This window comes from Variovorax sp. J2L1-78, assembly GCF_030317205.1.
In the GTDB taxonomy this organism is placed as follows: Bacteria; Pseudomonadota; Gammaproteobacteria; order Burkholderiales; family Burkholderiaceae_C; genus Variovorax; species Variovorax arabinosiphilus.
This window is the reverse complement of sequence record NZ_JASZYB010000004.1, coordinates 78,551-98,080: the sequence shown is the minus strand read 5'-3', so window position 1 is coordinate 98,080 and position 19,530 is coordinate 78,551. Positions and strand designations below refer to the sequence as shown.

At 69.3% G+C, this 19,530-nt stretch carries 23 protein-coding genes; 11 read left to right on the top strand and 12 right to left on the bottom strand.

The features are described from left to right. Nucleotides 1–4: 4 nt before the first annotated feature. The 6 genes from QTH86_RS23150 to QTH86_RS23125 all read right to left on the bottom strand — a co-directional run bounded on the left by QTH86_RS23150 (nucleotide 5) and on the right by QTH86_RS23125 (nucleotide 5,048). Complete coding sequence (locus QTH86_RS23150; protein WP_286648518.1) at nucleotides 5–898, bottom strand: LysR family transcriptional regulator; 894 nt, start codon at nucleotides 896–898, stop codon at nucleotides 5–7. 45 nt (nucleotides 899–943) lie between these two features. Further along, a complete protein-coding gene (locus QTH86_RS23145; RefSeq protein WP_286648517.1) occupies nucleotides 944–1,756 on the bottom strand; it encodes an amino acid ABC transporter ATP-binding protein in 813 nt (270 codons plus the stop codon). Beyond that, nucleotides 1,740–2,393, bottom strand: a complete 654-nt coding sequence (locus QTH86_RS23140; protein ID WP_286648516.1) for an amino acid ABC transporter permease — start codon at nucleotides 2,391–2,393, stop codon at nucleotides 1,740–1,742. Before QTH86_RS23140 ends, QTH86_RS23145 begins: the two co-directional genes overlap by 17 nt. 159 nt (nucleotides 2,394–2,552) lie before the next feature. Continuing rightward, entirely contained in the window at nucleotides 2,553–3,209 is a 657-nt protein-coding gene (locus QTH86_RS23135) for an amino acid ABC transporter permease (RefSeq protein WP_286648515.1), read from the bottom strand. A 217-nt stretch (nucleotides 3,210–3,426) separates the two neighbouring features. Then, nucleotides 3,427–4,233 carry a transporter substrate-binding domain-containing protein gene (locus tag QTH86_RS23130; protein ID WP_286648514.1) on the bottom strand — a complete coding sequence of 269 codons (807 nt, stop codon included), beginning with the start codon at nucleotides 4,231–4,233 and terminating at the stop codon, nucleotides 3,427–3,429. Beyond that, nucleotides 4,230–5,048, bottom strand: a complete 819-nt coding sequence (locus QTH86_RS23125; RefSeq protein ID WP_286648513.1) for a GntR family transcriptional regulator — start codon at nucleotides 5,046–5,048, stop codon at nucleotides 4,230–4,232. The genes QTH86_RS23130 and QTH86_RS23125 overlap by 4 nt, the downstream gene beginning before the upstream one ends. Nucleotides 5,049–5,280: 232 nt before the next feature. Between QTH86_RS23125 and QTH86_RS23120 the strand changes: the two genes are divergently transcribed. Continuing rightward, nucleotides 5,281–7,062, top strand: a complete 1,782-nt coding sequence (locus QTH86_RS23120; protein WP_286648512.1) for a diguanylate cyclase domain-containing protein — start codon at nucleotides 5,281–5,283, stop codon at nucleotides 7,060–7,062. On the opposite strand, the gene QTH86_RS23115 is transcribed toward QTH86_RS23120, so the two are convergent. Next, the gene (locus QTH86_RS23115) at nucleotides 7,034–7,474 is read right to left on the bottom strand and encodes an OsmC family peroxiredoxin (RefSeq protein WP_286648511.1); all 441 of its coding nucleotides are present in this window, start codon (nucleotides 7,472–7,474) and stop codon (nucleotides 7,034–7,036) included. The two genes, QTH86_RS23120 and QTH86_RS23115, sit on opposite strands and share 29 nt — an antisense overlap. A gap of 206 nt (nucleotides 7,475–7,680) precedes the next feature. Here QTH86_RS23115 and QTH86_RS23110 point away from each other — a divergent pair, with 206 nt between their 5' ends. The 3 genes from QTH86_RS23110 to QTH86_RS23100 all read left to right on the top strand — a co-directional run bounded on the left by QTH86_RS23110 (nucleotide 7,681) and on the right by QTH86_RS23100 (nucleotide 10,788). Next, nucleotides 7,681–9,375, top strand: coding sequence for a long-chain fatty acid--CoA ligase (locus tag QTH86_RS23110; RefSeq protein WP_286648510.1), 1,695 nt, complete (start codon nucleotides 7,681–7,683; stop codon nucleotides 9,373–9,375). A 65-nt stretch (nucleotides 9,376–9,440) separates the two neighbouring features. Continuing rightward, nucleotides 9,441–9,698: a hypothetical protein gene (locus QTH86_RS23105; RefSeq protein WP_286648509.1), complete on the top strand. Its 258-nt coding sequence runs from the start codon at nucleotides 9,441–9,443 to the stop codon at nucleotides 9,696–9,698. 76 nt (nucleotides 9,699–9,774) lie between these two features. Beyond that, nucleotides 9,775–10,788 carry an aldo/keto reductase gene (locus QTH86_RS23100; protein ID WP_286648508.1) on the top strand — a complete coding sequence of 338 codons (1,014 nt, stop codon included), beginning with the start codon at nucleotides 9,775–9,777 and terminating at the stop codon, nucleotides 10,786–10,788. Nucleotides 10,789–10,830: 42 nt separating this feature from the next. Here QTH86_RS23100 and QTH86_RS23095 read toward each other — a convergent pair whose 3' ends face one another. Continuing rightward, complete coding sequence (locus tag QTH86_RS23095; RefSeq protein WP_286648507.1) at nucleotides 10,831–12,162, bottom strand: NAD(P)/FAD-dependent oxidoreductase; 1,332 nt, start codon at nucleotides 12,160–12,162, stop codon at nucleotides 10,831–10,833. 113 nt (nucleotides 12,163–12,275) lie between these two features. On the opposite strand from QTH86_RS23095, the gene egtB reads away from it, so the two are divergent. The 5 genes from egtB (at nucleotide 12,276) to QTH86_RS23070 (ending at nucleotide 16,175) form a co-directional block, all read left to right on the top strand. Further along, complete coding sequence (gene egtB, locus QTH86_RS23090) at nucleotides 12,276–13,526, top strand: ergothioneine biosynthesis protein EgtB (RefSeq protein WP_286648506.1); 1,251 nt, start codon at nucleotides 12,276–12,278, stop codon at nucleotides 13,524–13,526. Then, nucleotides 13,526–14,518, top strand: a complete 993-nt coding sequence (egtD, locus tag QTH86_RS23085; protein ID WP_286648505.1) for an L-histidine N(alpha)-methyltransferase — start codon at nucleotides 13,526–13,528, stop codon at nucleotides 14,516–14,518. Before egtB ends, egtD begins: the two co-directional genes overlap by 1 nt. An 86-nt stretch (nucleotides 14,519–14,604) precedes the next feature. Then, nucleotides 14,605–14,886, top strand: a complete 282-nt coding sequence (locus QTH86_RS23080; RefSeq protein WP_286648504.1) for a DUF427 domain-containing protein — start codon at nucleotides 14,605–14,607, stop codon at nucleotides 14,884–14,886. Further along, nucleotides 14,883–15,626, top strand: a complete 744-nt coding sequence (locus QTH86_RS23075) for a 2OG-Fe dioxygenase family protein (RefSeq protein ID WP_286648503.1) — start codon at nucleotides 14,883–14,885, stop codon at nucleotides 15,624–15,626. Before QTH86_RS23080 ends, QTH86_RS23075 begins: the two co-directional genes overlap by 4 nt. 108 nt (nucleotides 15,627–15,734) lie before the next feature. Further along, nucleotides 15,735–16,175 carry a universal stress protein gene (locus tag QTH86_RS23070; RefSeq protein ID WP_286648502.1) on the top strand — a complete coding sequence of 147 codons (441 nt, stop codon included), beginning with the start codon at nucleotides 15,735–15,737 and terminating at the stop codon, nucleotides 16,173–16,175. Here the strand turns inward: QTH86_RS23070 and QTH86_RS23065 are convergent, their stop codons facing one another. Further along, nucleotides 16,176–16,862, bottom strand: a complete 687-nt coding sequence (locus QTH86_RS23065; RefSeq protein WP_286648501.1) for an RluA family pseudouridine synthase — start codon at nucleotides 16,860–16,862, stop codon at nucleotides 16,176–16,178. It abuts the gene before it with no gap. Nucleotides 16,863–16,883: 21 nt separating this feature from the next. Between QTH86_RS23065 and QTH86_RS23060 the strand changes: the two genes are divergently transcribed. Then, nucleotides 16,884–18,125 carry an MFS transporter gene (locus tag QTH86_RS23060; RefSeq protein WP_286648500.1) on the top strand — a complete coding sequence of 414 codons (1,242 nt, stop codon included), beginning with the start codon at nucleotides 16,884–16,886 and terminating at the stop codon, nucleotides 18,123–18,125. Here QTH86_RS23060 and QTH86_RS23055 read toward each other — a convergent pair. Genes QTH86_RS23055 through QTH86_RS23045 form a run of 3 tightly spaced genes read right to left on the bottom strand, consistent with a single transcriptional unit; the run spans nucleotide 18,122 to nucleotide 18,839 of the window. Then, nucleotides 18,122–18,409, bottom strand: coding sequence for a 2Fe-2S iron-sulfur cluster-binding protein (locus tag QTH86_RS23055; RefSeq protein ID WP_286648499.1), 288 nt, complete (start codon nucleotides 18,407–18,409; stop codon nucleotides 18,122–18,124). The two genes, QTH86_RS23060 and QTH86_RS23055, sit on opposite strands and share 4 nt — an antisense overlap. Nucleotides 18,410–18,414: 5 nt before the next feature. Beyond that, entirely contained in the window at nucleotides 18,415–18,693 is a 279-nt protein-coding gene (locus QTH86_RS23050) for a VF530 family protein (protein WP_286648498.1), read from the bottom strand. Then, nucleotides 18,690–18,839, bottom strand: a complete 150-nt coding sequence (locus QTH86_RS23045) for a hypothetical protein (protein WP_286648497.1) — start codon at nucleotides 18,837–18,839, stop codon at nucleotides 18,690–18,692. Before QTH86_RS23045 ends, QTH86_RS23050 begins: the two co-directional genes overlap by 4 nt. A gap of 88 nt (nucleotides 18,840–18,927) precedes the next feature. On the opposite strand from QTH86_RS23045, the gene QTH86_RS23040 reads away from it, so the two are divergent. Further along, entirely contained in the window at nucleotides 18,928–19,446 is a 519-nt protein-coding gene (locus QTH86_RS23040) for a GNAT family N-acetyltransferase (RefSeq protein ID WP_286648496.1), read from the top strand. Nucleotides 19,447–19,530 lie beyond the last annotated feature (84 nt).

Here is a 19,530-nt window from a genome sequence, read left to right as displayed (position 1 = left end):
CTGGTCAACGCGGCGTCATCGCGTGCCAGACGGCCTCGGCCAGTTCGCCCAGCCGGCGCTTGGGCCGGTACAGCCGCACCTCGAAGCGGATCTCCAGGCGCCGGCCGCCCACGGCGATCAGGCGGCCGGCCTTGCAGTCCGCCTGCACCATCGACCACGGCAGCCACGCGACGCCCAGGCCGCGGAGCACGTATTCATACAGCGCGTCGGCCGAATCGCATTCGATATGGCGTTTCAGGCGCGGCGCCTGCATGTTGTTCACGAGCAGGTCTTCCACCATGCGGCCCATGGCCAGGGTGCGCGCATACGACAGGAAGGGCACGTCGCCGGGCACGTCGAACCCATGGAGCGCAACGCCGCGCGCATCGGTGCGGGACACCGGCACCAGCTTGTCGGAGGCGACTGTCGCGTGGGCGAACTGCCGCCCGTCGAGCCGGAAGGTGAGCGCGGCGTGATGGAAGATCAACGAGAAGTCCACCTCGTTGTGTTCGAGCATGCGAACGATCTCGGCCAGCGCGCCGGTCAGCACCCGCACCTCGCCCTGCCGCAGCACGGGTTGCAGCCGCACCAGCGCGTCGGCCAGCACCGTGCGTGCCAGGGTACGGCCGGTGGCCACCGTCACCGTGCGCGCCTGACGGCCGGCCACGCTGCGCATTTCCTCGCGCGAGCCTTCAACGCCCCGCACCACCTGCGTGGCGTTTTCCAGGAAGCTGTCGCCGGCAGGCGTCAATGCCACGGGCGAACTGCCGCGCTCGACCAGTGCCGTTCCGGCCCACGACTCCAGCGCGCGGATGCGGCGGCCGAAGGCTGGGTGCGTGACATGGCGCAGTTCGGCCGCGCGCGTGAAGCTGCGGGTCTGCGCCAGCACGATGAAGTCTTCCATCCACTTGAGTTGCATGGCGTGGATTCTCCGGCCGGCGGCCGGACGGGGCACTGCAGGGCGTCAGTCGTGCAGCGACGACAGGAACTGCTTCAGCTCCGGCGTTTGAGGATTGCTGAACAGCTCGGCCGGCGGCCCCATCTCGTGGACGCGGCCCTGGTGCATGAAGATCACGCGGTCGCCCACCTTGCGGGCGAAGCTCATCTCGTGCGTGACCATCAGGAGCGTCATGCCCTCGTCGGCCAGCGACTCGACCACGCGCAGCACCTCGCCCACCAGTTCGGGGTCGAGGGCGGAGGTGATCTCGTCGCACAGCAGCACCGCCGGCTCCATCGCCAGCGCGCGGGCGATGGCCACGCGCTGCTGCTGGCCGCCCGAGAGCTGGTCGGGCATGGCGTCGAACTTCTCGGCCAGGCCGACACGTGCGAGCAGCTTGCGCGCCTGCGCGGCGGCTTCGACCTGGCCGCGCTTCTTCACCAGCGTGGGTGCGAGCATCACGTTCTTGCCCACCGTGAGGTGCGGGAAGAGGTTGAAGCCCTGGAAGATCATGCCCACGCGCTGGCGCAGCTCGCGCATGGCCATCGCGCTCTCGTGCAGCAACGGCTTGTTGTCCACCGAGAGCGAGCCCTCCTGGAACACCTCCAGCCCGTTGATGCAGCGCAGCAGCGTGCTCTTGCCCGAGCCGCTCTTGCCGATGATGGCGATCACCTCGCCGCGCTTGACGGTCAGGTCGATGCCCTTGAGCACCTCGTTGGTTCCGTAGGACTTGCGCAGCGCCGTGATCTGCACGATGGGTGCACCGGCGACGACATGGGCACCGCCTGCATCGGAAGCGGCGACGGTGGTGGAAGCGGATGGATCAAGCACGGCGGACATGGGTCTTCCTCTCGAGATGTTTGGCGAACAGACTGATGGGGAAACACAGCGCGAAATACATCAGCGCGACGCAGCTGAAGACCACGAAGGGCTGGAAGGTGGCGTTGGAAATCATGCTGCCGGCCTTGGTGAGTTCGACGAAGCCGATCACCGAGGCCAGTGCCGTGCCCTTGACCACCTGCACCAGGAAGCCGACGGTGGGGGCGGTCGCGATCTTCACGGCCTGCGGCAGGATCACGTGGCGCATCTGCTCGCCGAAGGTCAGGGCCAGGCTGCCCGACGCTTCCCATTGCCCCTTGGGAATGGAGGCGACGCAGCCGCGCCAGATCTCGGTGAGGAAGGCACTGGTGTAGAGCGTGAGCGCCACGGTCGCAGCCGTCCATGCCGATACCTCGACGCCCATCAGTGCGATGCCGAAGTAGGCCAGGAACAGCTGCATGAGCAGCGGCGTGCCCTGGAACAGCTGGACGTAGGTGCCGATCGCGCGGTCGAGCCACTTGCCCGCGCGCAGCCGCAGGAAGAGCAGCAGCCCGCCCACCAGCCCGCCGCCGACGAAGGCGATCAGCGAGAGCACCACGGTCCAGCGCAGGGCCAGCAGCAGGTTGCGCAGGATGTCCCAGAGAGAGAAATCATTCATGGACGGAGCTCCTCGAGTGTTGTTGCGCGAAGCCTGGGCGCAGCCGATGAAACCGGCGCGGCCAGAGTCCAGGGCGCCCGCGGAACTGGCTCCGCCAGGCCGCTGGGTGCGCCCCCTTGAGGGGGAAGCGCCGTAGGCGCATCGGGGGTGGGCTTCATGTCAGCGGCCGAAGAAGAGTTTGGGGCCGGCCCAGTTGAGCAGGCGGCGCAGGCCGATCGACAGCGCCAGGTAGATCAGCGTGGCGATGATGAAGGCCTCGAAGGCGCGGAAGTTGCGGCTCTGGATCAGGTTGGCCGCGTAGCTCAGGTCTTCCACCGAGATCTGGCTGCACACCGCCGAGCCGAGCATGACGATGATGATCTGGCTCACCATGGCGGGCCAGACCTTCTTGAGTGCGGGTGGCAGCACCACGCGCAGGAACACCTGCATGCGGTTGAGCGCCAGGCTCACGGCAGCTTCGATCTGCCCCTTGGGCGTGGCCTCGATGCCGGCGCGGATGATCTCGGTCGCATAGGCGCCGAGGTTGGCCACCATCGCGATGATCGAGGCCGTCTCCGGCGTGAGCTTGACGCCCGCGGCCGGCAGTCCGAAGAAGATGAAGAAGAGCTGGACGATGAAGGGCGTGTTGCGGATCAGCTCCACATAGGTGCCCACCACCCAGCGCAGCCAGGCTGGTCCGCTGGCGCGGGCCCAGGCGCAGGCCACGCCCACCACCATGCCGATGAGCGTGGCGATGGCCGTCAGGCCGATGGTCCACGCCACGCCCTTGGCGAGCAGCCGCCAGTCGACCAGAACGGCGCCGAAGTCGAATTCCATCTGAGTTCTCCGATCACGAAGTGCGGTCCAGCCACGCTGGTATTCATTCCAGGAACACCGTGGAACCGGCTTCGCCGGGCCACTGGTGTTGCCCCTCGAGGGGCTGAGGGCCGCGGCTCCAAGCCTGCCCGCGCAGGCTTGGACGGCCTCGAAGAGCCGCCACCTCCGGTGGCGACCCCGGGCGGCTACACGAAGTGAGCCGCTTCGGGGGTGGGACTCATACAGGCAGGTCGCCAGCAGCCTTGCCCAGCCACTTCATCGACATCTTGTCGAGCGTGCCGTCCTTCTTGGCGGCGGCGATGATCTCGTTGACCTTGGCCTTCAGGGCGGTCTCGTTCTTCGCGATGCCCACGAAGCACGGGCTGTCCTTGAGCAGCAGCTTGTACTCGGCACTGACCTTCGGGTTCTTGGCGAGCATGTCGGCCGCCACGGCGGCGCTGGTGGCGATGGTCTGCGTCTGGCCGGCCACGAAGGCGGCGATGGTCGCGTTGTTGTCCTCGAAGCGGCGGTAGTCGACGTTGGGCGGCGCCACCTTGTTCAGCTCCTGGTCTTCCATCGCGCCGCGCGTCACGGCGACGGTCTTGCCGGCCATGTCGGCGAAGCTGGTGAGCTTCAGGCTCTTGGCGGCGTACACGGCCTGGAAGAAGGGCGCGTAGGCGGAGGAAAAGTCGATGACCTTCTCGCGCTCGGCGTTCTTGCCCAGCGTGGAGATCACGAGGTCAGCCTTCTTGGTCTGCAGGTAGGGGATGCGGTTGGCGCTGGTGACCGGCACCAGTTCGACCTTCACGCCGAGCTTGGCGGCGATGAGCTGCGCCATCTCGATGTCCAGGCCGACCGGCGTCATCGTCTTGTCGACCGAGCCGTAGGGCGGGTAGTCGGTGGGCACGGCCACCTTCAGGGTCTTGGACTTCAGGATGTTGTCCAGCGCGGCCTGGGCCTGTGCGCCGCCGGCGGCGAACAAGGCGGAGGAGGCCAGCGCGAGAAGGGCGAACTGGCGCTTGGACAGGGAGAGAACGGACTTCATAGCAAGGCTCCTAGGTAAGTCGATGAATCGTCGGAAGGGGTTGCGGGCTTGGCGGGCGTCTTGCGCGCAGCCTTGCCTTTCACGGCAGTGCTTGTATGCAAGAGCTGTGCCTTAGGCTTGTCGCCCGAAGGGGCGCCCTGCAGCGGGGCCAGTGCATCGCGCAGGTGCGCGAGCGGGTCGTTCTGGGTCTGTTGACGCAGGGCGGAATGCACCGTTCCGATGTGTTCCGCCATGAGCGCCTCGGCCTCCGCGGCGTCGCCCCGGGCCAGTGCGTCGACGATGCGCACGTGGTCGTCGCACGATTGCGCGGCGTCGTGCGTCGACTGGTAGAGCATGGCGATCAGCGTGGTGCGCGCCGTGAAGTCGCGCAGCGTGTCGGCCAGCAGGTTGTTGCCCAGGCACTCGGCCAGGCAGACGTGGAAGTCGCCCAGCAGGTAGCTGCGCGCGCCGACGTCGCTCTCCTTGATGGCGGTCTTCTCGCGCTGCAGGTGTTGCTTCAGGCGGCGCAGCGCCGCCTTGTCGATGCCGCCGGCACTGCCTGCGCTGCGGATGAGGCCGACCTCGATCACGCGGCGGGCCTCGAAGGCCTCGCGCGCTTCCTCCTCGGACGGCTCGATCACGAACCAGCCCCGGCGCGCTGACACGGTGACGATGCCGCGCGCCGCCAGCCGGGTGAGGGCCTCGCGCACGATGGTGCGGCTGCAGTCGAACAGCATGGCGAGCTGCTGCTCGCCCAGGCGCGAGCCGGGCGCCAGCTTGCGCGCCATCACTGCTTCGACGATGCGCGCACTGATTTCGGATGCGGAGATGGACATGCCTGAAGCCGGAGCAGTTTTCATGCCTGCTGGTATGCAAGATGTGCGCACCAAGCCGGTGAGCAACTTCGCGGTGCGCCGGCCTCCTTGGTGCGCCCCGACCGCACCGCGCCAGGGACGCCGACCCACCGGGCGCCTGGGGCATGGGGCGGTGGCAGGGCGGTTCGCAGGCAGAATCCATGCACTACAACAGAGCCCCCGACTCCGCATGCAGCAGCGCGATGGCCTCCCGATGAGCGTCGATCTCCAGCCGGCCCCCCTCCGGGCCGCCGCCGCCGCGTTGGATCTGTTGCGGCCTCTGGTCGAGGCGCTCGACGGCCTGGGCATCGCGTGCTGCCTGTTCGACACGGCCGATGCCACGCTGCTGTGGAACCGCAGCTTCCTCCAGTTCTTCCCGGAGCATGCGGGCGCCATCCAGGTCGGCGAGCCTTACGCCCACAACCTGCGGCGCTTCTATGAAAAACGGCTCGATGACCTCGAGAAGCCGGCCATCGAGCGTTACATCGCCGAGGGCATCGCGCGCCACCAGGCGCAGCAGCAGCCCTTCGTCTTCAGCCACGGCGGGCGCCAGCTGCGGGTGGCCTCGCTGCCATTGCCGGGCGTGGGCCGCATCCGCCTGTGGCGCGACGAGTCGGCGGGTGGCCCCGCGTCGATGGCGCGCTGTTTCACGGATGTCGCCGACCTCGACGGCACCGCCCTGTTCGACCACGTGGCGGACGGCTTCATGGTGACCGACCCCGACCACTGCATCGCCTGGGTCAACGAGCCGTTCGTCCACCTCTATGGACTGGTGGACCGCGCGGCGGCCCGGGGCCTGCGCTTCGAGGCGGTCTACCGCCTGGCCTGGTCGGGTGCCGCGCCGCAGGAGCACCCCCTGTTCGAGCAAGGTCTGGTCGTGCTCGAGGAGAACCTGCGCTTTGCTGGCGCGCCCTTCGAAGTCCCGCTGCCGCAGGCGCGCTGGAGCCGTGTGGTGGCGCAGCACGGCCCCGACGGCCGGGGCTACTTCGCCCATGTCGACATCACGGTGCTCAAGCGCCAGCAGCAGCAACTGCTGGCGGCCGAGCGCCGTGCGCGCGAGAGTGAAACCCTGCTGCGCCAGAAGTCGGCGCTGCTCGAAGCCACGCTCGAACGGATGGAGCAGGGCATCATGATGGTCAATGCACAGCGGGTGGTCGAGGTGTGCAATCGCCGCGCGATGCAGCTGCTCGACCTGCCGGAAGACCTGATGGCGTCGCGGCCCAGTTTCCAGTCGGTGCTCGACTACCAGATGGCGCAAGGCGAGTTCGACCACACACCGGCGGATGTGTTGGACTTCATCCGCGAAGGCGGCATCCTCGGGGTCTCCCAGCGCTACGAGCGGCCACGGCCCGACGGGCGCGTGATCGAGATCTTCAGCGTGCCGATCGAAGGCGGCGGCGTGGTGCGGACCTACACCGACATCAGCGACCGGCGTCGCAGCGAGGCGCGCATTCGCCATCTGGCGCGCCATGACGGGCTGACGGCCCTCGTCAACCGCGATGCCTTCCTCGAAAGCCTGACGGAGGCGGTCCACGTCGCCCGTCTGGGCGCCGCGCCCTTCGCGGTGCACTACATCGACATCGACAACTTCAAGCCGATCAACGACCGCTTCGGCCACGCCGTGGGGGACCAGGTGCTGGTGATGGTGGCCGATCGCATGCGGCAGACCGCCAAGGACGGCGAGGTCGTGGCACGTCTGGGGGGAGACGAGTTCGCCGTGCTGCAGTACCGCGTCGGCAACGAACAGTCGGCGCGGTCCCTGGCCGACCGCCTGCTGGCGGCTCTGGCGCCGCCGATGGAGGTCGAAGGCCATCGCCTGACCGTGGGGGCATCGATCGGCATCGCGCTGTATCCCGAGGCGGGCGACGATGCCGACCTGCTCATGCGGCACGCGGACAGTGCGATGTACGTCGCCAAGGTGCAGGGCGCGGCCAGCGTTCAGCTCTACGCGCGCGGCGCGCCGGTGCTCAGGTCTTCAGCGTCGCCTTCAGGGTGATTTCCGGCACGCTGGCCAGCGCCTTCGACAGCGGGCAGCCGGCCTTGGCGGCGGCGGCGATGGCCTGGAACTTCGCCTCGTCGATGCCGGGAATGCTCGCGTCGAGCTCCAGCACGATGCGGTCGATCTTGAAGCCGGCGCCGTCCTTGGCCAGGCGCACGGCGGCACGCGTGTCGATGGCCGTGGCGGCCAGGCCTTCGGCCTCCAGCGCGAAGGCGAAGGCCATGGTCAGGCAGGCGGCATGGGCCGCGCCCACGATCTCCTCCGGGTTGGTGCCGGTGCGGTCGTCGCCGAAGCGGCTCGCGAAGCCGTACGGATAGTCCTTGAGCGCGCCGGTCTCGGTACTGATCTTGCCCTGGCCGGTTTTGCCGGCGCCTTCCCAGTGAACGCTTGCCTTCTTGTCTGCTGCCATGAGGAACTCCTTGGGGTGTGATCCGGTGAAAAGGCCTTTCTTTTAGAGCGAATCGGCCCCGCCGTCTGTCGGCCTGGGGCGCGAATCGGCTCCCCCCGTTGGAGGCGGTGCAGGCGACGCGTCGCCTGCGCGACGGCTTCGGGGCTTCCCCCATGAGCTTCCTCCTCCACGCGTCGTACCCTTGGCGGCTCTCGTCTGGAGACTTCATGGACCGTCCGCATCACAAGTTCTGGCCCAAGCGCCTGCCCCATGCCATCACCGTGCCGGCGACCTCGCTGTGGCACAACCTCGCGACCACCGCCGCGCGCTATCCGGACAAGGCCGCGCTGGTCTTCTTCGGCACGGTCGTGAGCTACCGGGAGCTGGTAGCGCGCGCGGAGCGGCTGGCCGGCACGCTGCATGCGCTGGGCGTGCAGCGCGGCGACCGGGTGGTGCTCGACATGCAGAACTGCCCGCAGCTGGTCATCGCCCATTTCGCGATCCTCCGCGCCAACGCCGTGGTGGTGCCGGTCAACCCGATGAACCGGGCCGAGGAGCTCAAGCACTACATCGTCGACCCCGACGCCAAGGTCGCGATCACCACCGGCGACCTCGCGCCCGAACTGGCCAAGGCCAGCGATGCGCTCGAGCCGGCGCAGCGGCTGTCGCACCTGATCGTCACGCAGTTCACCGACGCCTTCGACCCCGACGTGACCGGCGACGAATCGCCCGCGCCGGCCTGGCGCGACTGGCTGCTCACGCGCCACCCCTTGCCCGTGCTGGCCGGTGGCAGCGCCCTGCATTGGCAGGACGCACTGGAGGCGGGCCACGCGCCGCCCGCGCATGTCGTGGGTGCCGACGACATGGCGCTGCTGCCCTACACCAGCGGCACCACCGGCCTGCCCAAGGGCTGCGTCCATCACCATTCCAGCCTGATGCACAACGCGGTGGCCAGCCAGCTGTGGGGTTCGGTGTCGCACGAGGCGGTGGTGCTGGCCGTGGTGCCGATGTTCCACATCACCGGCGTGGTGAGCATGATGCACACCGCCATCTATGCGGGCGGCACGCTGGTCATCATGCCGCGCTGGGACCGCGAGGTGGCGGGCCGCCTGATTTCGCTGCGCAAGGTCACGACCTGGACCAACATCCCGACGATGGTGATCGACCTGATGAGCAGTCCTAATTTCGCCAGCTTCGACCTCAGCAGCCTCACCTACATCGGTGGTGGCGGCGCGGCGATGCCCCAGGCCGTTGCGCAGCGCCTGTTCGAGCAGTACGGCCTGCGCTATCAGGAAGGCTACGGCCTCACCGAAACCGCCGCACCGTCGCACGCCCAGCCCTTCGATCACCCGAAGCAGCAGTGCCTGGGCATCCCCTACATGAGCAGCGATTCGCGCGTGGTCGACCCGGACACGCTCGAGGAACTGCCCGTGGGCGAATCCGGCGAGATCATCACCTGCGGCCCCGAGGTCTTCCAGGGCTACTGGAAGCGCCCGGACGCCACGGCCGCGGCCTTCGTCGACTTCGAGGGCAAGCGCTACTTCCGCACCGGCGACATGGGCCGCGTCGACGAGGATGGCTACTTCTTCATGACCGACCGTCTCAAGCGCATGATCAACGCCAGCGGCTTCAAGGTCTGGCCGGCCGAGGTCGAGCTCCTGATGTTCAAGAACCCGGCGATCCAGGAGGCCTGCGTCATCGGCACCAAGGACGCGTACCGCGGCGAGTCGGTCAAAGCTGTGGTGGTGCTCCGGTCCACCCACCAGGACACGACCGAGCAGCAGATCATCGACTGGTGCCGCGAGAACATGGCGGTCTACAAGATCCCGCGCCAGGTGCAGTTCGTCGACGCACTGCCCAAGAGCGGCGCGGGCAAGGTGATGTGGCGGCTGCTGCAGGAGAAGGAAACGAGCACGGCCTGAACGCGCGAGTCCGCCCTGAACGGGGGGCGTTGTGCTTCGCGCCGAGGTCCGGAAGAATCGCGCGCATGAAGCGCAAGATGGCACACGTGAAGAAGGCACCCGCCGCCGCGACGGGCGCGCACGCCATGGGTACCGTGGCATTGGGCTCGCTCGCGGCGGCCACCCTGGCCGTCGGTGCCGTGGCGATCGGTGCGCTGGCCATCGGCCGGCTCTCGGTGGGACGGGCTCGCATCCGGCGGCTCGAGATCGACGAGCTGGTCGTGCGCCATGTTCGCGTGGAAGACCCGCGCGCGGGTCCGGCTCGGCCAGACGCCGAGCGCTAGCCGCGTCGGCGTCTCGCCCGGCTCGCGGGCATCTATCTGGCAACCCGAGGTCCCACCCTCCATCGAAGGACACACCATGGCACTCAAAGATCTCCTCCCCGGCAAGCTGGGTTTCGGTACGGCGCCGCTGGGCAACATGTTCCGCGACATTCCCGAAGCCGAAGCGCGCGCGACCGTCGATGCCGCGTGGAACGACGGCATCCGCTACTTCGACAACGCGCCCTTCTACGGCGCCGGGCTGGCGGAGATTCGCATGGGCGAGGCGCTGGCCGATCGGCCGCGCGACGACTATGTCATCAGCACCAAGGTCGGTCGCCTGATCCTCGACGAGGTCGAGGACGTGAATGCGCGCGACCTCGGCGAGAAGGGCGAGGTCTTCAAGCACGGGCGCGCCAACAAGATCGTCAACGACTATTCGGCGGATGCGACGCTGCGTTCGATCGAGGACAGCCTCAAACGCTTGAAGACCGACCGCATCGAGATCGTCTGGGTCCATGACGTGGCCCAGGATTTCTACGGCGACGAATGGCTGGCCGCCTTCGAGAGCGCACGCAAGGGCGCGTTCAGGACGCTCGACCGGCTGCGCGACGAAGGCGTGATCAAGGCCTGGGGCCTGGGCGTCAATCGGGTGGAGCCCATCGAGCTGCTGCTGGCGCTGGACGCGCCGCGCCCCGACGGCTTTCTGCTCGCCGGCCGCTACACGCTGCTCGACCACGAGCGTGCACTGCAGCGCGTGATGCCGCAGGTGGTGGAGCGCGGGCTGGGCATTGTCGTGGGGGGCCCGTACAGCTCGGGCGCGCTGGTCGGCGGCCCGAACTTCGAATACGCGCCAGCCACGCCGCAGATCCTGGACAAGGTCGCCCGCATCAAGGCGATCGCCGATCGCCATGGCGTCAGCATGAAGGCGGCCGGCCTGCAGTTCGCGCTCGCCAACCCGGCCGTGGCGGCCGTCATTCCGGGCGCCAGCCAGCCGAGCCGCATCGCGGAAGACCGGTCGGCGCTGAACGAGGTGGTGCCCGTCGACTTCTGGCGCGAGCTTCGCCAAGCGGGGCTGGTGCACGCGGCGGCGCCGCTGCCGGGCAACGCCTGACGCCTGTTCGGCACGCTCGCTGGGGTGCCGGCCTGCGTTGGCCTACGACTCGCCCTTGCCCGCACCGTCCACGTCGGCTACCACGCGCGCATAGCGCCGGAAGCTCCAGTAGGCGCTGGCCCAGTCCATCAACACGACCAGCCGGTTGCGAAAGCCGATGAGGAAGTAGACGTGCGCGAACAGCCAGAACAGCCACGCGAGCTTGCCGCTGAAGCGCAGCGGGCCGAAGGGCGTGCCCAGGTCGACCACCGCCGAGTTGCGGCCGATGGTCGCGAGGTTGCCGTAGTCGGCATAGCGGAACGCCTGGGTCGGCGTGCCCGCGATGCGGTGCAGCACGTTGGCCGCGGCGGTGCGGCCCATCTGCTTGGCGCCGGGCGAGACGCCGGGCACGGGCTTCGGCTCCTGGCCCGGCACGTGGCTCATGGCGGCGGCGAGGTCGCCCACCACGCTGATCTCCGGGTGGCCCGCCAGGCTCAGGTCGGGCTCGACGCGCACGCGCCCGGCGCGGTCGGTGTCGGCGCCCGTGGCCGAGGCCAGCAGCCTGCCCAGGGGCGAGGCGGCCACCCCGGCGGCCCACACCACGCAGTGGCTGGCGATGCGTTCGTGGCCCGCGGCGGTTTCGATGTCCAACCCGGTCGCGTCGATGGCCGTCACCTTGGCACCGAGCCGCACCTTGACGCCGAGCCGCTCGAGCTGTTCCTTCGCCTTCTGGCTCAGCCCTTCGGGCATGGCCTGCAGCACGCGCGGGCCGCCCTCGATCAGCAGCACCTCGGCGCTGGCCGGGTCGATGTGGCGGAACTCGCCTTCGAGCGTGTGGCGGGCGATCTCGGCCAGCGTGCCGGCCATCTCGACGCCGGTCGGCCCGCCGCCGATGACGGCGAAGGTCAGAAATGCGCGGCGGCGGGCCGGATCGGGTTCCTTCTCGGCCGCTTCGTACGACATCAGCACGTGCCGGCGGATCGCGAAGGCGTCGGCCAGCGTCTTCAGGCCGGGCGCGTGCGCGGCCCAGGCGTCGTTGCCGAAGTAGCTGTGGGTGGCGCCGGCGGCGACGATCAGGTGGTCGTAGCCCAGGCGCAGGCCGTCGCGCAGCAGCACCGCGCGTTCGGCCGGAAGGATCTCGGTCACCTCGCCCAGCAGGGTGGTGATGTTGCGCGCCCCGCGGAACAACAGGCGCGTGGGCGCGGCGATCGACGGCGCCGCCAGGCCGGCGGTCGCCACCTGGTAGAGCAGCGGCTGGAACAGGTGGTGGTTGGTCTTTTCGACCACCGTCACGTCGACGTCAGCACGTTGCAGGCGACGGGCGGCTTCGAGGCCACCAAAACCACAGCCCACGATGAGGACATGGGGGCGGCGGGCAGGATCGGGGATGGGCATTCACGCATTATCGGCAGCCGCCCGACCGGCCGCGAGGGCGGTGCGCGGGCTTGTCCTACGGACGCCGCCCGGGCCCATCGACTAAAACCACCGCTGCCAAATCTGGAGACCCCATGACGCTTTCCCGGCCGAGCCCGCAGGCTCCCCACGCCTTGCGCGACGCCTTCCGGACCGTGCGCAGCGCCAGCCGCGAACTGGCCGCGCCGCTGTCGCCAGAAGATCAGTGCATCCAGTCGATGCCGGACGCCAGCCCGACCAAATGGCATCTGGCCCACACCACCTGGTTCTTCGAGACGGTGCTGCTGCAGCCGCATGCCGATGGCTATCGCGCCTTCGACCCGCGCTTCCAGTACCTGTTCAATTCCTATTACGAGGCGCTGGGCCCGCGCCATCCGCGCCCGCAGCGCGGCCTGCTCACGCGGCCGTCGATCGACGAAGTACACGCCTACCGTGCGCATGTCGAGGCCGGCGTGGAGCGCCTGCTCGACACGGTCGACGACGCGGCCTGGGCGACGGTGGAGCCCATCCTCACCCTCGGCCTGCACCATGAGCAGCAGCACCAGGAATTGCTGCTCACCGACATCCTCCACGCCTTCTCCTGCAACCCGTTGCTGCCGGCCTACCGTCCCGCTGCGGCGCCTGCGCTGCGGCTGGCCACGGTGCCACCGGCCATGCAGTGGCGCGCGCAGCCGGGCGGGCATGTGGAAGTCGGGCACGGTGGCGCCGGTTTCGCCTTCGACAACGAGACGCCGCGCCATCGTGCGTTGCTGCGTCCCTACGCCATCGCCGATCGCTTGGTGAGCTGCGGCGACTATGCGCAGTTCATCGCCGATGGTGGCTACCAGCGGCCCGAGCTGTGGCTGTCCGACGGCTGGGCCGCGGTGCAGTCCCAGGGCTGGCGGGCGCCGGCCTACTGGCTCGCGCCGGACGATCCGCGGCTTGCGTTCCAAGGCGGCGGCGCGACGGGCTGGCAGGTCTTCGGCCTGCACGGCGTGCGGCCGATGGCGCCCGAGGCGCCGGTGTCGCAGCTGAGCTTCTACGAAGCGGCGGCGTACGCCGAGTGGGCCGGCGCCCGCCTGCCGACCGAGTTCGAGTGGGAGGCCGCGTGCGCTGACGACGGCATGACCGAGATGACCGGCCACGTCTGGCAATGGACGCGCTCGTCCTACGATCCGTACCCCGGCTTCCGCCCGCTGCCTGGCGTGGCCGCGGAATACAACGGCAAGTTCATGGTCGGCCAGCTGGTGCTGCGTGGCGGCAGCGTCGCCACGCCCGCGGGCCACACGCGGCCGAGCTACCGCAATTTCTTCCCGCCGGCCGCGCGCTGGCAGTTTTCGGGGCTGCGGCTCGCGAAGGACCTCTGATGCGCAATCCCGCCTCACTCCCGCTCGATCTTCAACGCGACGACACGCGCACCACGCCCGCGCTCAGCGAGTTCGGCCGCGAACTGCATGCCGGCCTGTCGCGCCGCGCGAAAAGCATCTCGCCCAAGTTCTTCTACGACGTGGAGGGTTCGGCGCTGTTCGACCGCATCTGCGACCTGCCCGAGTACTACCCGACGCGCACCGAGCTGCGCATCCTCACCGAGCGCGCCGGCGACATCGCCGCGCAGATCGGGCCGAACGCCGAGATCATCGAGTTCGGCGCCGGCTCGCTCACCAAGGTGCGGCTGCTGCTCGACGCGCTCGAGACGCCGCGGCGCTACGTGCCCATCGATATCTCCGGCGAGCACCTGGGCGCCGCGGCCGAGCGGCTGCGCGCGGACTATCCGCAGCTTGCGGTGCAGCCGGTCGCGGCCGACTACACGATGCCGCTGGTGCTGCCGGCACCGGGCGAGGGCGCGGGCCGCCGCGTCGGCTTCTTCCCCGGTTCGACGCTGGGCAACTTCACGCCCGACGAGGCGCTGGCCTTCCTGCAGCTGTCGGCCCGGCTGCTGCGCGGCGGCGGACTGCTGCTCGGCGTCGACCTGGTGAAGGACCCCGCGGTGCTGCATGCCGCCTACAACGACGCGCAGGGTGTGACGGCCGCCTTCAACCTCAACCTGCTGCGCCGCGCCAATGCCGAGCTGCAGACCGATTTCGAGCTCGACGGCTTCTCGCACGCCGCCTTCTACAACGCGCCGATGCAGCGCATCGAGATGCACCTGGTGAGCCGACGCGCGCAGAGCGTGACGCTCGACGGCCGGCGCTTCGGCTTCGCCGAGGGCGAGACGATCCACACCGAGTACTCGCACAAATTCACGGTCGACGGCCTGCGCGCGCTGGCCGAAAAGGCCGGTTTCACGCCGACGGCCGTGTGGACCGACCCCGACCGCCTGTTCAGCGTGCACTGGCTGCAGGCGCCGGCGGCACAATAGGGGCCTGCCGCCGCCCGATGCGCCGGCACGCACCCTTGTGAAACGCTGGCGCGCGCTGCGCCGGCCTGGGCATCCGGAGATCTCCCATGAAAGCAACCTGGAACGGCGTCACCATCGCCGAGAGCGACGACACCGTGGTCGTCGAAGGCAACCACTACTTCCCGATGGACTCGCTCAAGCGCGAGCACGTCACCTTCAGCAACCACAAGACGACCTGCCCCTGGAAGGGCTCGGCCAGCTACTACTCGCTGCTGGTCAACGGCGAACTCAACGCCGATGCCGCCTGGTACTACGCCGACCCCAAGCCCGAAGCCGAAGAGGTGAAAGACCGCGTGGCCTTCTGGAAGGGCGTGAAGGTCGAGGCGTGAGCGCGGCGGTTTTCGCGCCGTCGTTCGATCCACCTTCGCGACTCGTCGACGCCCTGCGCCTGCAGGGCTACGCCGTGCTCAGCCCCGAAGGCGTGGCCGAATGGCTCGGTGTGCCGCTCGAGGCGCTGGAGGCCCTGCGCGCCGATTGGGACACGTTGCCGCCCGACGAATACCTGAAGGATGGCGGCCGCTACCGCCTGCGCCGGCATTCGTGCTTCACGGTCGACGGCGCCGCGCTGGCCCCCGTGCCGCACCGCGCGCACTGGCAGCCGGTCGAATACAACGCCCTGCACGGCGGCATGCAGCGCTGGTTCGCGCCGATGAACGAGGGGACGCTGGCCAACGCGGCCTGGCAGCGCCTGCTGGTGCGCATCGCCGATGCGGCCACGGGCCTGCGCGGCACGCAGCGCTGGTTCGTCGAGGCGCACCAGTTCCGCATCGACACCACGCACGGCATCGGCCGGCCCACGCCGGAAGGCGCGCACCGCGACGGCGTCGACCTGGTGGCGGTGATGCTGGTCGGCCGCCAGGGCATCAAGGGTGGCGAGACGCGCGTGTTCGAGGCCGACGGCCGCCGCGGCGAGCGCTTCACGCTGACCGAACCCTGGACGCTGATGCTGGTCGACGACGCCCGCGTGATCCACGAGTCGACGCCGATCCAGCCGCTGGTCGAGGGGCAGAGCGGCCACCGTGACACGCTGGTCGTCACCTGCCGCGCCGGCGGTTTCCAGGGCGACTGAACGGGGAAGGGGGCGCGCTCGCGCGCGTCCTACAACCGGTAACAGGCGGCCGGGTTAAATTGCGGCTCCGGCTCCACCGCGAGCCCCGCGAACGCAGAGAGGGCATCCATGTTCAATCACATCCTGGTTCCGATCGATGGTTCCGAAACGTCGATGTATGCGGTCAGCAAGGCCAGCGGGCTCGCGCTCGCCTTCGGCAGCCGCATCACGCTGATCCATGTGATCGACAACTACCCCTTCATCGGCGTCGGCGCGGACTACGCGCTGGGGCAGAACGAATACCTGGCCGCGGCCACATCGAGCGCCAATGCCGCGCTCGCCCGCGGCGTGGCTGCCCTCGCGGCCGAAGGCCTGCACAGCGACCAGCGCGTGATCGATGGCCACGTGGTGCACGAAGGCATCGTCGACACCGCGGTGGCGCTCGGTGTCGACCTGATCGTGATGGGTTCGCACGGCCGTGCGGGCATCGAGAAGCTCCTGCTCGGCAGCGTGACGCAGCGCGTGCTGCAGGACGCCACCATGCCGGTGATGGTGGTCAAGGGACTCTGATCAGGCGGCGCGGGCGTCGTCCCCGAAGCCCAGCGCGTCGAAGCCCGACGGACTCTCGAAGCGCACCGCCTCGCCGGTGACCGGGTGGCGCAACTGCAGCACGCTGGCGTGCAGCATCAGCCGCGGCGCCCGGCGCTGGTTGTCTTCGTCGCCGTACAACGCATCGCCCAGGATCGTGTGGCCGATCGATGCCAGGTGCACGCGCAGCTGGTGCGAGCGCCCGGTGCGCGGCTCCAGCAGCAGCCGGCTCGCACCCCGCAGCGGCAGCGGTTCCAGCACCCGCCATCGCGTCACGCTCGGCTTGCCGGCCGGGTCGACCTTCTGTAGCGGCCGGCGCGGCCAGTCGGCCATCAGCGGGGCGTCGATCACCGACCAGTGCGGGCTCTCGTCCAGCACGCCGTCGACCACCGCCTCGTAACGCTTCCACACCTGCTGCGCGGCAAAGGCGTCGCCCAGTGCCCGCTGCACCTCGAGGCTGCGCGCCATCAGCACCAGGCCGCTGGTGGCCATGTCGAGCCGGTGCACCACCCGCGCGTCGGGCCAGCGCGCCGTGGCGCGTGCGCTCAGGCAGTCCTGCTTGTCCTCGCCGCGGCCCGGCACGCACAGCAGGCCGGCGGGTTTGTCGAGCACCAGCAGGTGGGCGTCTTCGTGGACGACGGTCAGGGCGGGCGCGAGCAGCGTGTTCATGGCTCGGCTATTCTCGACCGGATGTCCGCCGTTCCCGAAGCCTCGCCCACCGCCCCGAATTTTTCCGACCTGACGCGCGAGCGTCCCTTCATGCGGCTGTGGGTGGCACGGCTCTTCGGCACGGCCGCCAGTCAGATGCTGCTGGTGGCCATCGGCTGGCACATGTACGACCTGACCGGCAGCGCCTGGGACCTGGGCCTGGTCGGGCTCTACCAGTTCGTGCCGGCGCTGGTGCTGGCGCTCTATGCCGGCCATGTGGTCGACCGGCATCACCGTGGCCGCATCGTGGCCGCCTGCTTCGCGGTGCAGGGGGCGGTCGGGCTGGCGCTGCTGATGGCGCACGAACTGCACCACGACTCGCGTGCGCTGTTGCTGGGCCTGTCGGTGGTGCTGGGCGCCGTGCGGGCCTTTCAGATGCCGGCGCAGCAGTCGCTCACGCCGATGCTGGTGCCGCCGCTGATGCTGCCGCGTGCGATGGCCTTCAGCTCGGCCGGCATGCAGGGCGCCATCATCGGCGGCCCGGCGCTGGGCGGCCTGCTGTTCGCTGCCGGCACCGGCGTGGTCTACGGTGCGAGCGTGGCGTTGTTCGTGGTGGGCGGCGTGCTGGTCGCTCGGTTGCGCTACCTGCAGCCGGCGCGGGTGCGCGAGCCGGTCACGCTGGCCACGGTGTTCGCGGGCGTGAATTTCATCTGGCGCCGCAAGCCGGTGCTCGGCGCCATCTCGCTCGACCTGTTCGCGGTGCTGCTCGGCGGTGCCGTGGCGCTGCTGCCGATCTATGCCAAGGACATCCTGCACACCGGCGCTTGGGGCATGGGCCTGCTGCGCAGCGCGCCGGCCGTGGGGGCGCTGCTCACGTCGATCTGGCTCACGCGCCAGCCGATCGAGCGGCATGTGGGCCGCACGCTGCTCATCGCGGTGGCCGCCTTCGGGCTGTGCATGGTGGTGTTCGGCATCTCGCGCAGCTTCACGGTGTCGCTCATCGCGCTGGCCATCTCGGGGGGCGCGGACATGGTGAACGTGGTGATCCGCCAGACGCTGGTGCAGCTCGAGACGCCCGACGACATGCGCGGCCGCGTGAGCGCGGTCAGCTCGATCTTCATCGGGGCGAGCAACCAGCTCGGCGAGTTCGAATCGGGCGCCACCGCGGCGCTGCTCGGCCCCGTGGGTTCGGTCGTGCTGGGCGGCGTCGGCACCATGGCCGTCGCGCTCGCGTGGTTCAAGCTCTTCCCGTCGCTGGCGCGGAGGGACCGGATCGTCGGTTAGTCCTCGAATAGCGAGAAAGCTTCTGGCACGTCGAGCACGACATCCGAGAGCGGCTCCGCCACGCAGGGCAGGATCCAGCCTTCGATCTTTTCCTCGGCACTGAGGCCGGGCCAGTCGATGGTGTGGCGCACCTGGCCCGCGCGCAGCCGGCAGATGCAGGTGCGGCAGGTGCCGTTGCGGCAGGAACTCGGCAGTTCGATGCCGGCGGCGTCGGCGGCGCGCAGCAGGGTCTGGCCGGGGGCGGTGTCGAACTCGACACCGAGGGGGGCGATGCGCACCCGCATCCGGCTCAGCGCGGTGCCGCGCCCTGCGATTGGCGGCGCTGGTCACGCAGCATGAAGAGGTAGAGGCTCTCGACCTTCTCGCGCGCCCAGGGCGTCTTGCGCAGGAACTTGAGGCTCGAGCCCACGCTCGGGTCCTGCCCGAAGCAGCGCAGCGGAATGCGCTCGTTCAGGCCGGGCCAGCCGTATTCCGCCTCCAGCGCCCGCACGATGGCCTCCAGCGTCAGGCCGTGCAGCGGATTGCGCGGCTGGGGGGCTGGCGTCGGCGGGGCGGCGTCCTCGGTCACTTGTTCTTGAGCTTGCCGCGCGGGATCACGGCGGTGGTCATGGTGCGGATCGGCTCGTCGGAGGACGACGACGGAACCTTCGGTGGCGAGGTGTCCTTCTTGGGCTTCTTCGCCTCTTTGTTGGCGCGTTGCTGACCTTTGGCCATGGTGGACTCTCCGGGGATGAATGATGAAGGTGGCGGCGAGTTTAGCGGGCGGCGACAATACGCGGTTCCATCGAAGAACTCAGCATTCATGTCCCACTACGAAGTCCGTCCCGCCACGATGCGCGACGCCAAAGCCATCGCCGAAATCCACGCCGCCGCCGCCCGCGCGGCCTATGCGGACATCCTGCCCGAAGACCAGCTCCTGGCCCTGGCGCCGGCCACCCGTGAAGCCAAGTGGCGCGAGGCCATCGAATTCAGCGAGCCGCAGGTGCAGGTGGCGGTGCTGGACGGCGAAGTCGTCGGCTTCGTCGGCTACGACCGCTCGCGCGACCCCAAGACGCCCTCGACCACGGGCGAGATCTGGGCCATCTACCTCAAGCCCGAGCACTGGGACAAGGGCGCCGGCGTGGCCCTCTGGGATGCCGCGCGCGACGGCCTCGAGGAAGAGGGCTGCACCACCGTCACCATCTGGGTGCCGCTGCGCAACGAGCGCGCCATGCGCTTTCACGAACTGGCCGGCTTCAAGCGCGAGATGAAGACCGCCAAGACCACCGCCGTCGGGACGGTGAAGATCGAAGAGATCCGCCTCAAGCGCAGCGTGAGCTGAGCGTTTTGTCTGCGCCGCCTGTATCGCTCGTGGCGGCGTAGGACGGTTGCGGGATTCCCTGACCCGGGGCTGACCAGCGGCTAA

Bases quoted from the DNA above. Each gene is read 5' to 3' on its own strand.
- QTH86_RS23150 (WP_286648518.1), bottom strand. From the start codon at position 898: ATGCAACTCAAGTGGATGGAAGACTTCATCGTGCTGGCGCAGACCCGC.
- QTH86_RS23145 (WP_286648517.1), bottom strand. From the start codon at position 1,756: ATGTCCGCCGTGCTTGATCCATCCGCTTCCACCACCGTCGCCGCTTCC.
- QTH86_RS23140 (WP_286648516.1), bottom strand. From the start codon at position 2,393: ATGAATGATTTCTCTCTCTGGGACATCCTGCGCAACCTGCTGCTGGCC.
- QTH86_RS23135 (WP_286648515.1), bottom strand. From the start codon at position 3,209: ATGGAATTCGACTTCGGCGCCGTTCTGGTCGACTGGCGGCTGCTCGCC.
- QTH86_RS23130 (WP_286648514.1), bottom strand. From the start codon at position 4,233: ATGAAGTCCGTTCTCTCCCTGTCCAAGCGCCAGTTCGCCCTTCTCGCG.
- QTH86_RS23125 (WP_286648513.1), bottom strand. From the start codon at position 5,048: ATGTCCATCTCCGCATCCGAAATCAGTGCGCGCATCGTCGAAGCAGTG.
- QTH86_RS23120 (WP_286648512.1), top strand. From the start codon at position 5,281: ATGAGCGTCGATCTCCAGCCGGCCCCCCTCCGGGCCGCCGCCGCCGCG.
- QTH86_RS23115 (WP_286648511.1), bottom strand. From the start codon at position 7,474: ATGGCAGCAGACAAGAAGGCAAGCGTTCACTGGGAAGGCGCCGGCAAA.
- QTH86_RS23110 (WP_286648510.1), top strand. From the start codon at position 7,681: ATGGACCGTCCGCATCACAAGTTCTGGCCCAAGCGCCTGCCCCATGCC.
- QTH86_RS23105 (WP_286648509.1), top strand. From the start codon at position 9,441: ATGAAGCGCAAGATGGCACACGTGAAGAAGGCACCCGCCGCCGCGACG.
- QTH86_RS23100 (WP_286648508.1), top strand. From the start codon at position 9,775: ATGGCACTCAAAGATCTCCTCCCCGGCAAGCTGGGTTTCGGTACGGCG.
- QTH86_RS23095 (WP_286648507.1), bottom strand. From the start codon at position 12,162: ATGCCCATCCCCGATCCTGCCCGCCGCCCCCATGTCCTCATCGTGGGC.
- egtB (WP_286648506.1), top strand. From the start codon at position 12,276: ATGACGCTTTCCCGGCCGAGCCCGCAGGCTCCCCACGCCTTGCGCGAC.
- egtD (WP_286648505.1), top strand. From the start codon at position 13,526: ATGCGCAATCCCGCCTCACTCCCGCTCGATCTTCAACGCGACGACACG.
- QTH86_RS23080 (WP_286648504.1), top strand. From the start codon at position 14,605: ATGAAAGCAACCTGGAACGGCGTCACCATCGCCGAGAGCGACGACACC.
- QTH86_RS23070 (WP_286648502.1), top strand. From the start codon at position 15,735: ATGTTCAATCACATCCTGGTTCCGATCGATGGTTCCGAAACGTCGATG.
- QTH86_RS23065 (WP_286648501.1), bottom strand. From the start codon at position 16,862: ATGAACACGCTGCTCGCGCCCGCCCTGACCGTCGTCCACGAAGACGCC.
- QTH86_RS23060 (WP_286648500.1), top strand. From the start codon at position 16,884: ATGTCCGCCGTTCCCGAAGCCTCGCCCACCGCCCCGAATTTTTCCGAC.
- QTH86_RS23055 (WP_286648499.1), bottom strand. From the start codon at position 18,409: ATGCGGGTGCGCATCGCCCCCCTCGGTGTCGAGTTCGACACCGCCCCC.
- QTH86_RS23045 (WP_286648497.1), bottom strand. From the start codon at position 18,839: ATGGCCAAAGGTCAGCAACGCGCCAACAAAGAGGCGAAGAAGCCCAAG.
- QTH86_RS23040 (WP_286648496.1), top strand. From the start codon at position 18,928: ATGTCCCACTACGAAGTCCGTCCCGCCACGATGCGCGACGCCAAAGCC.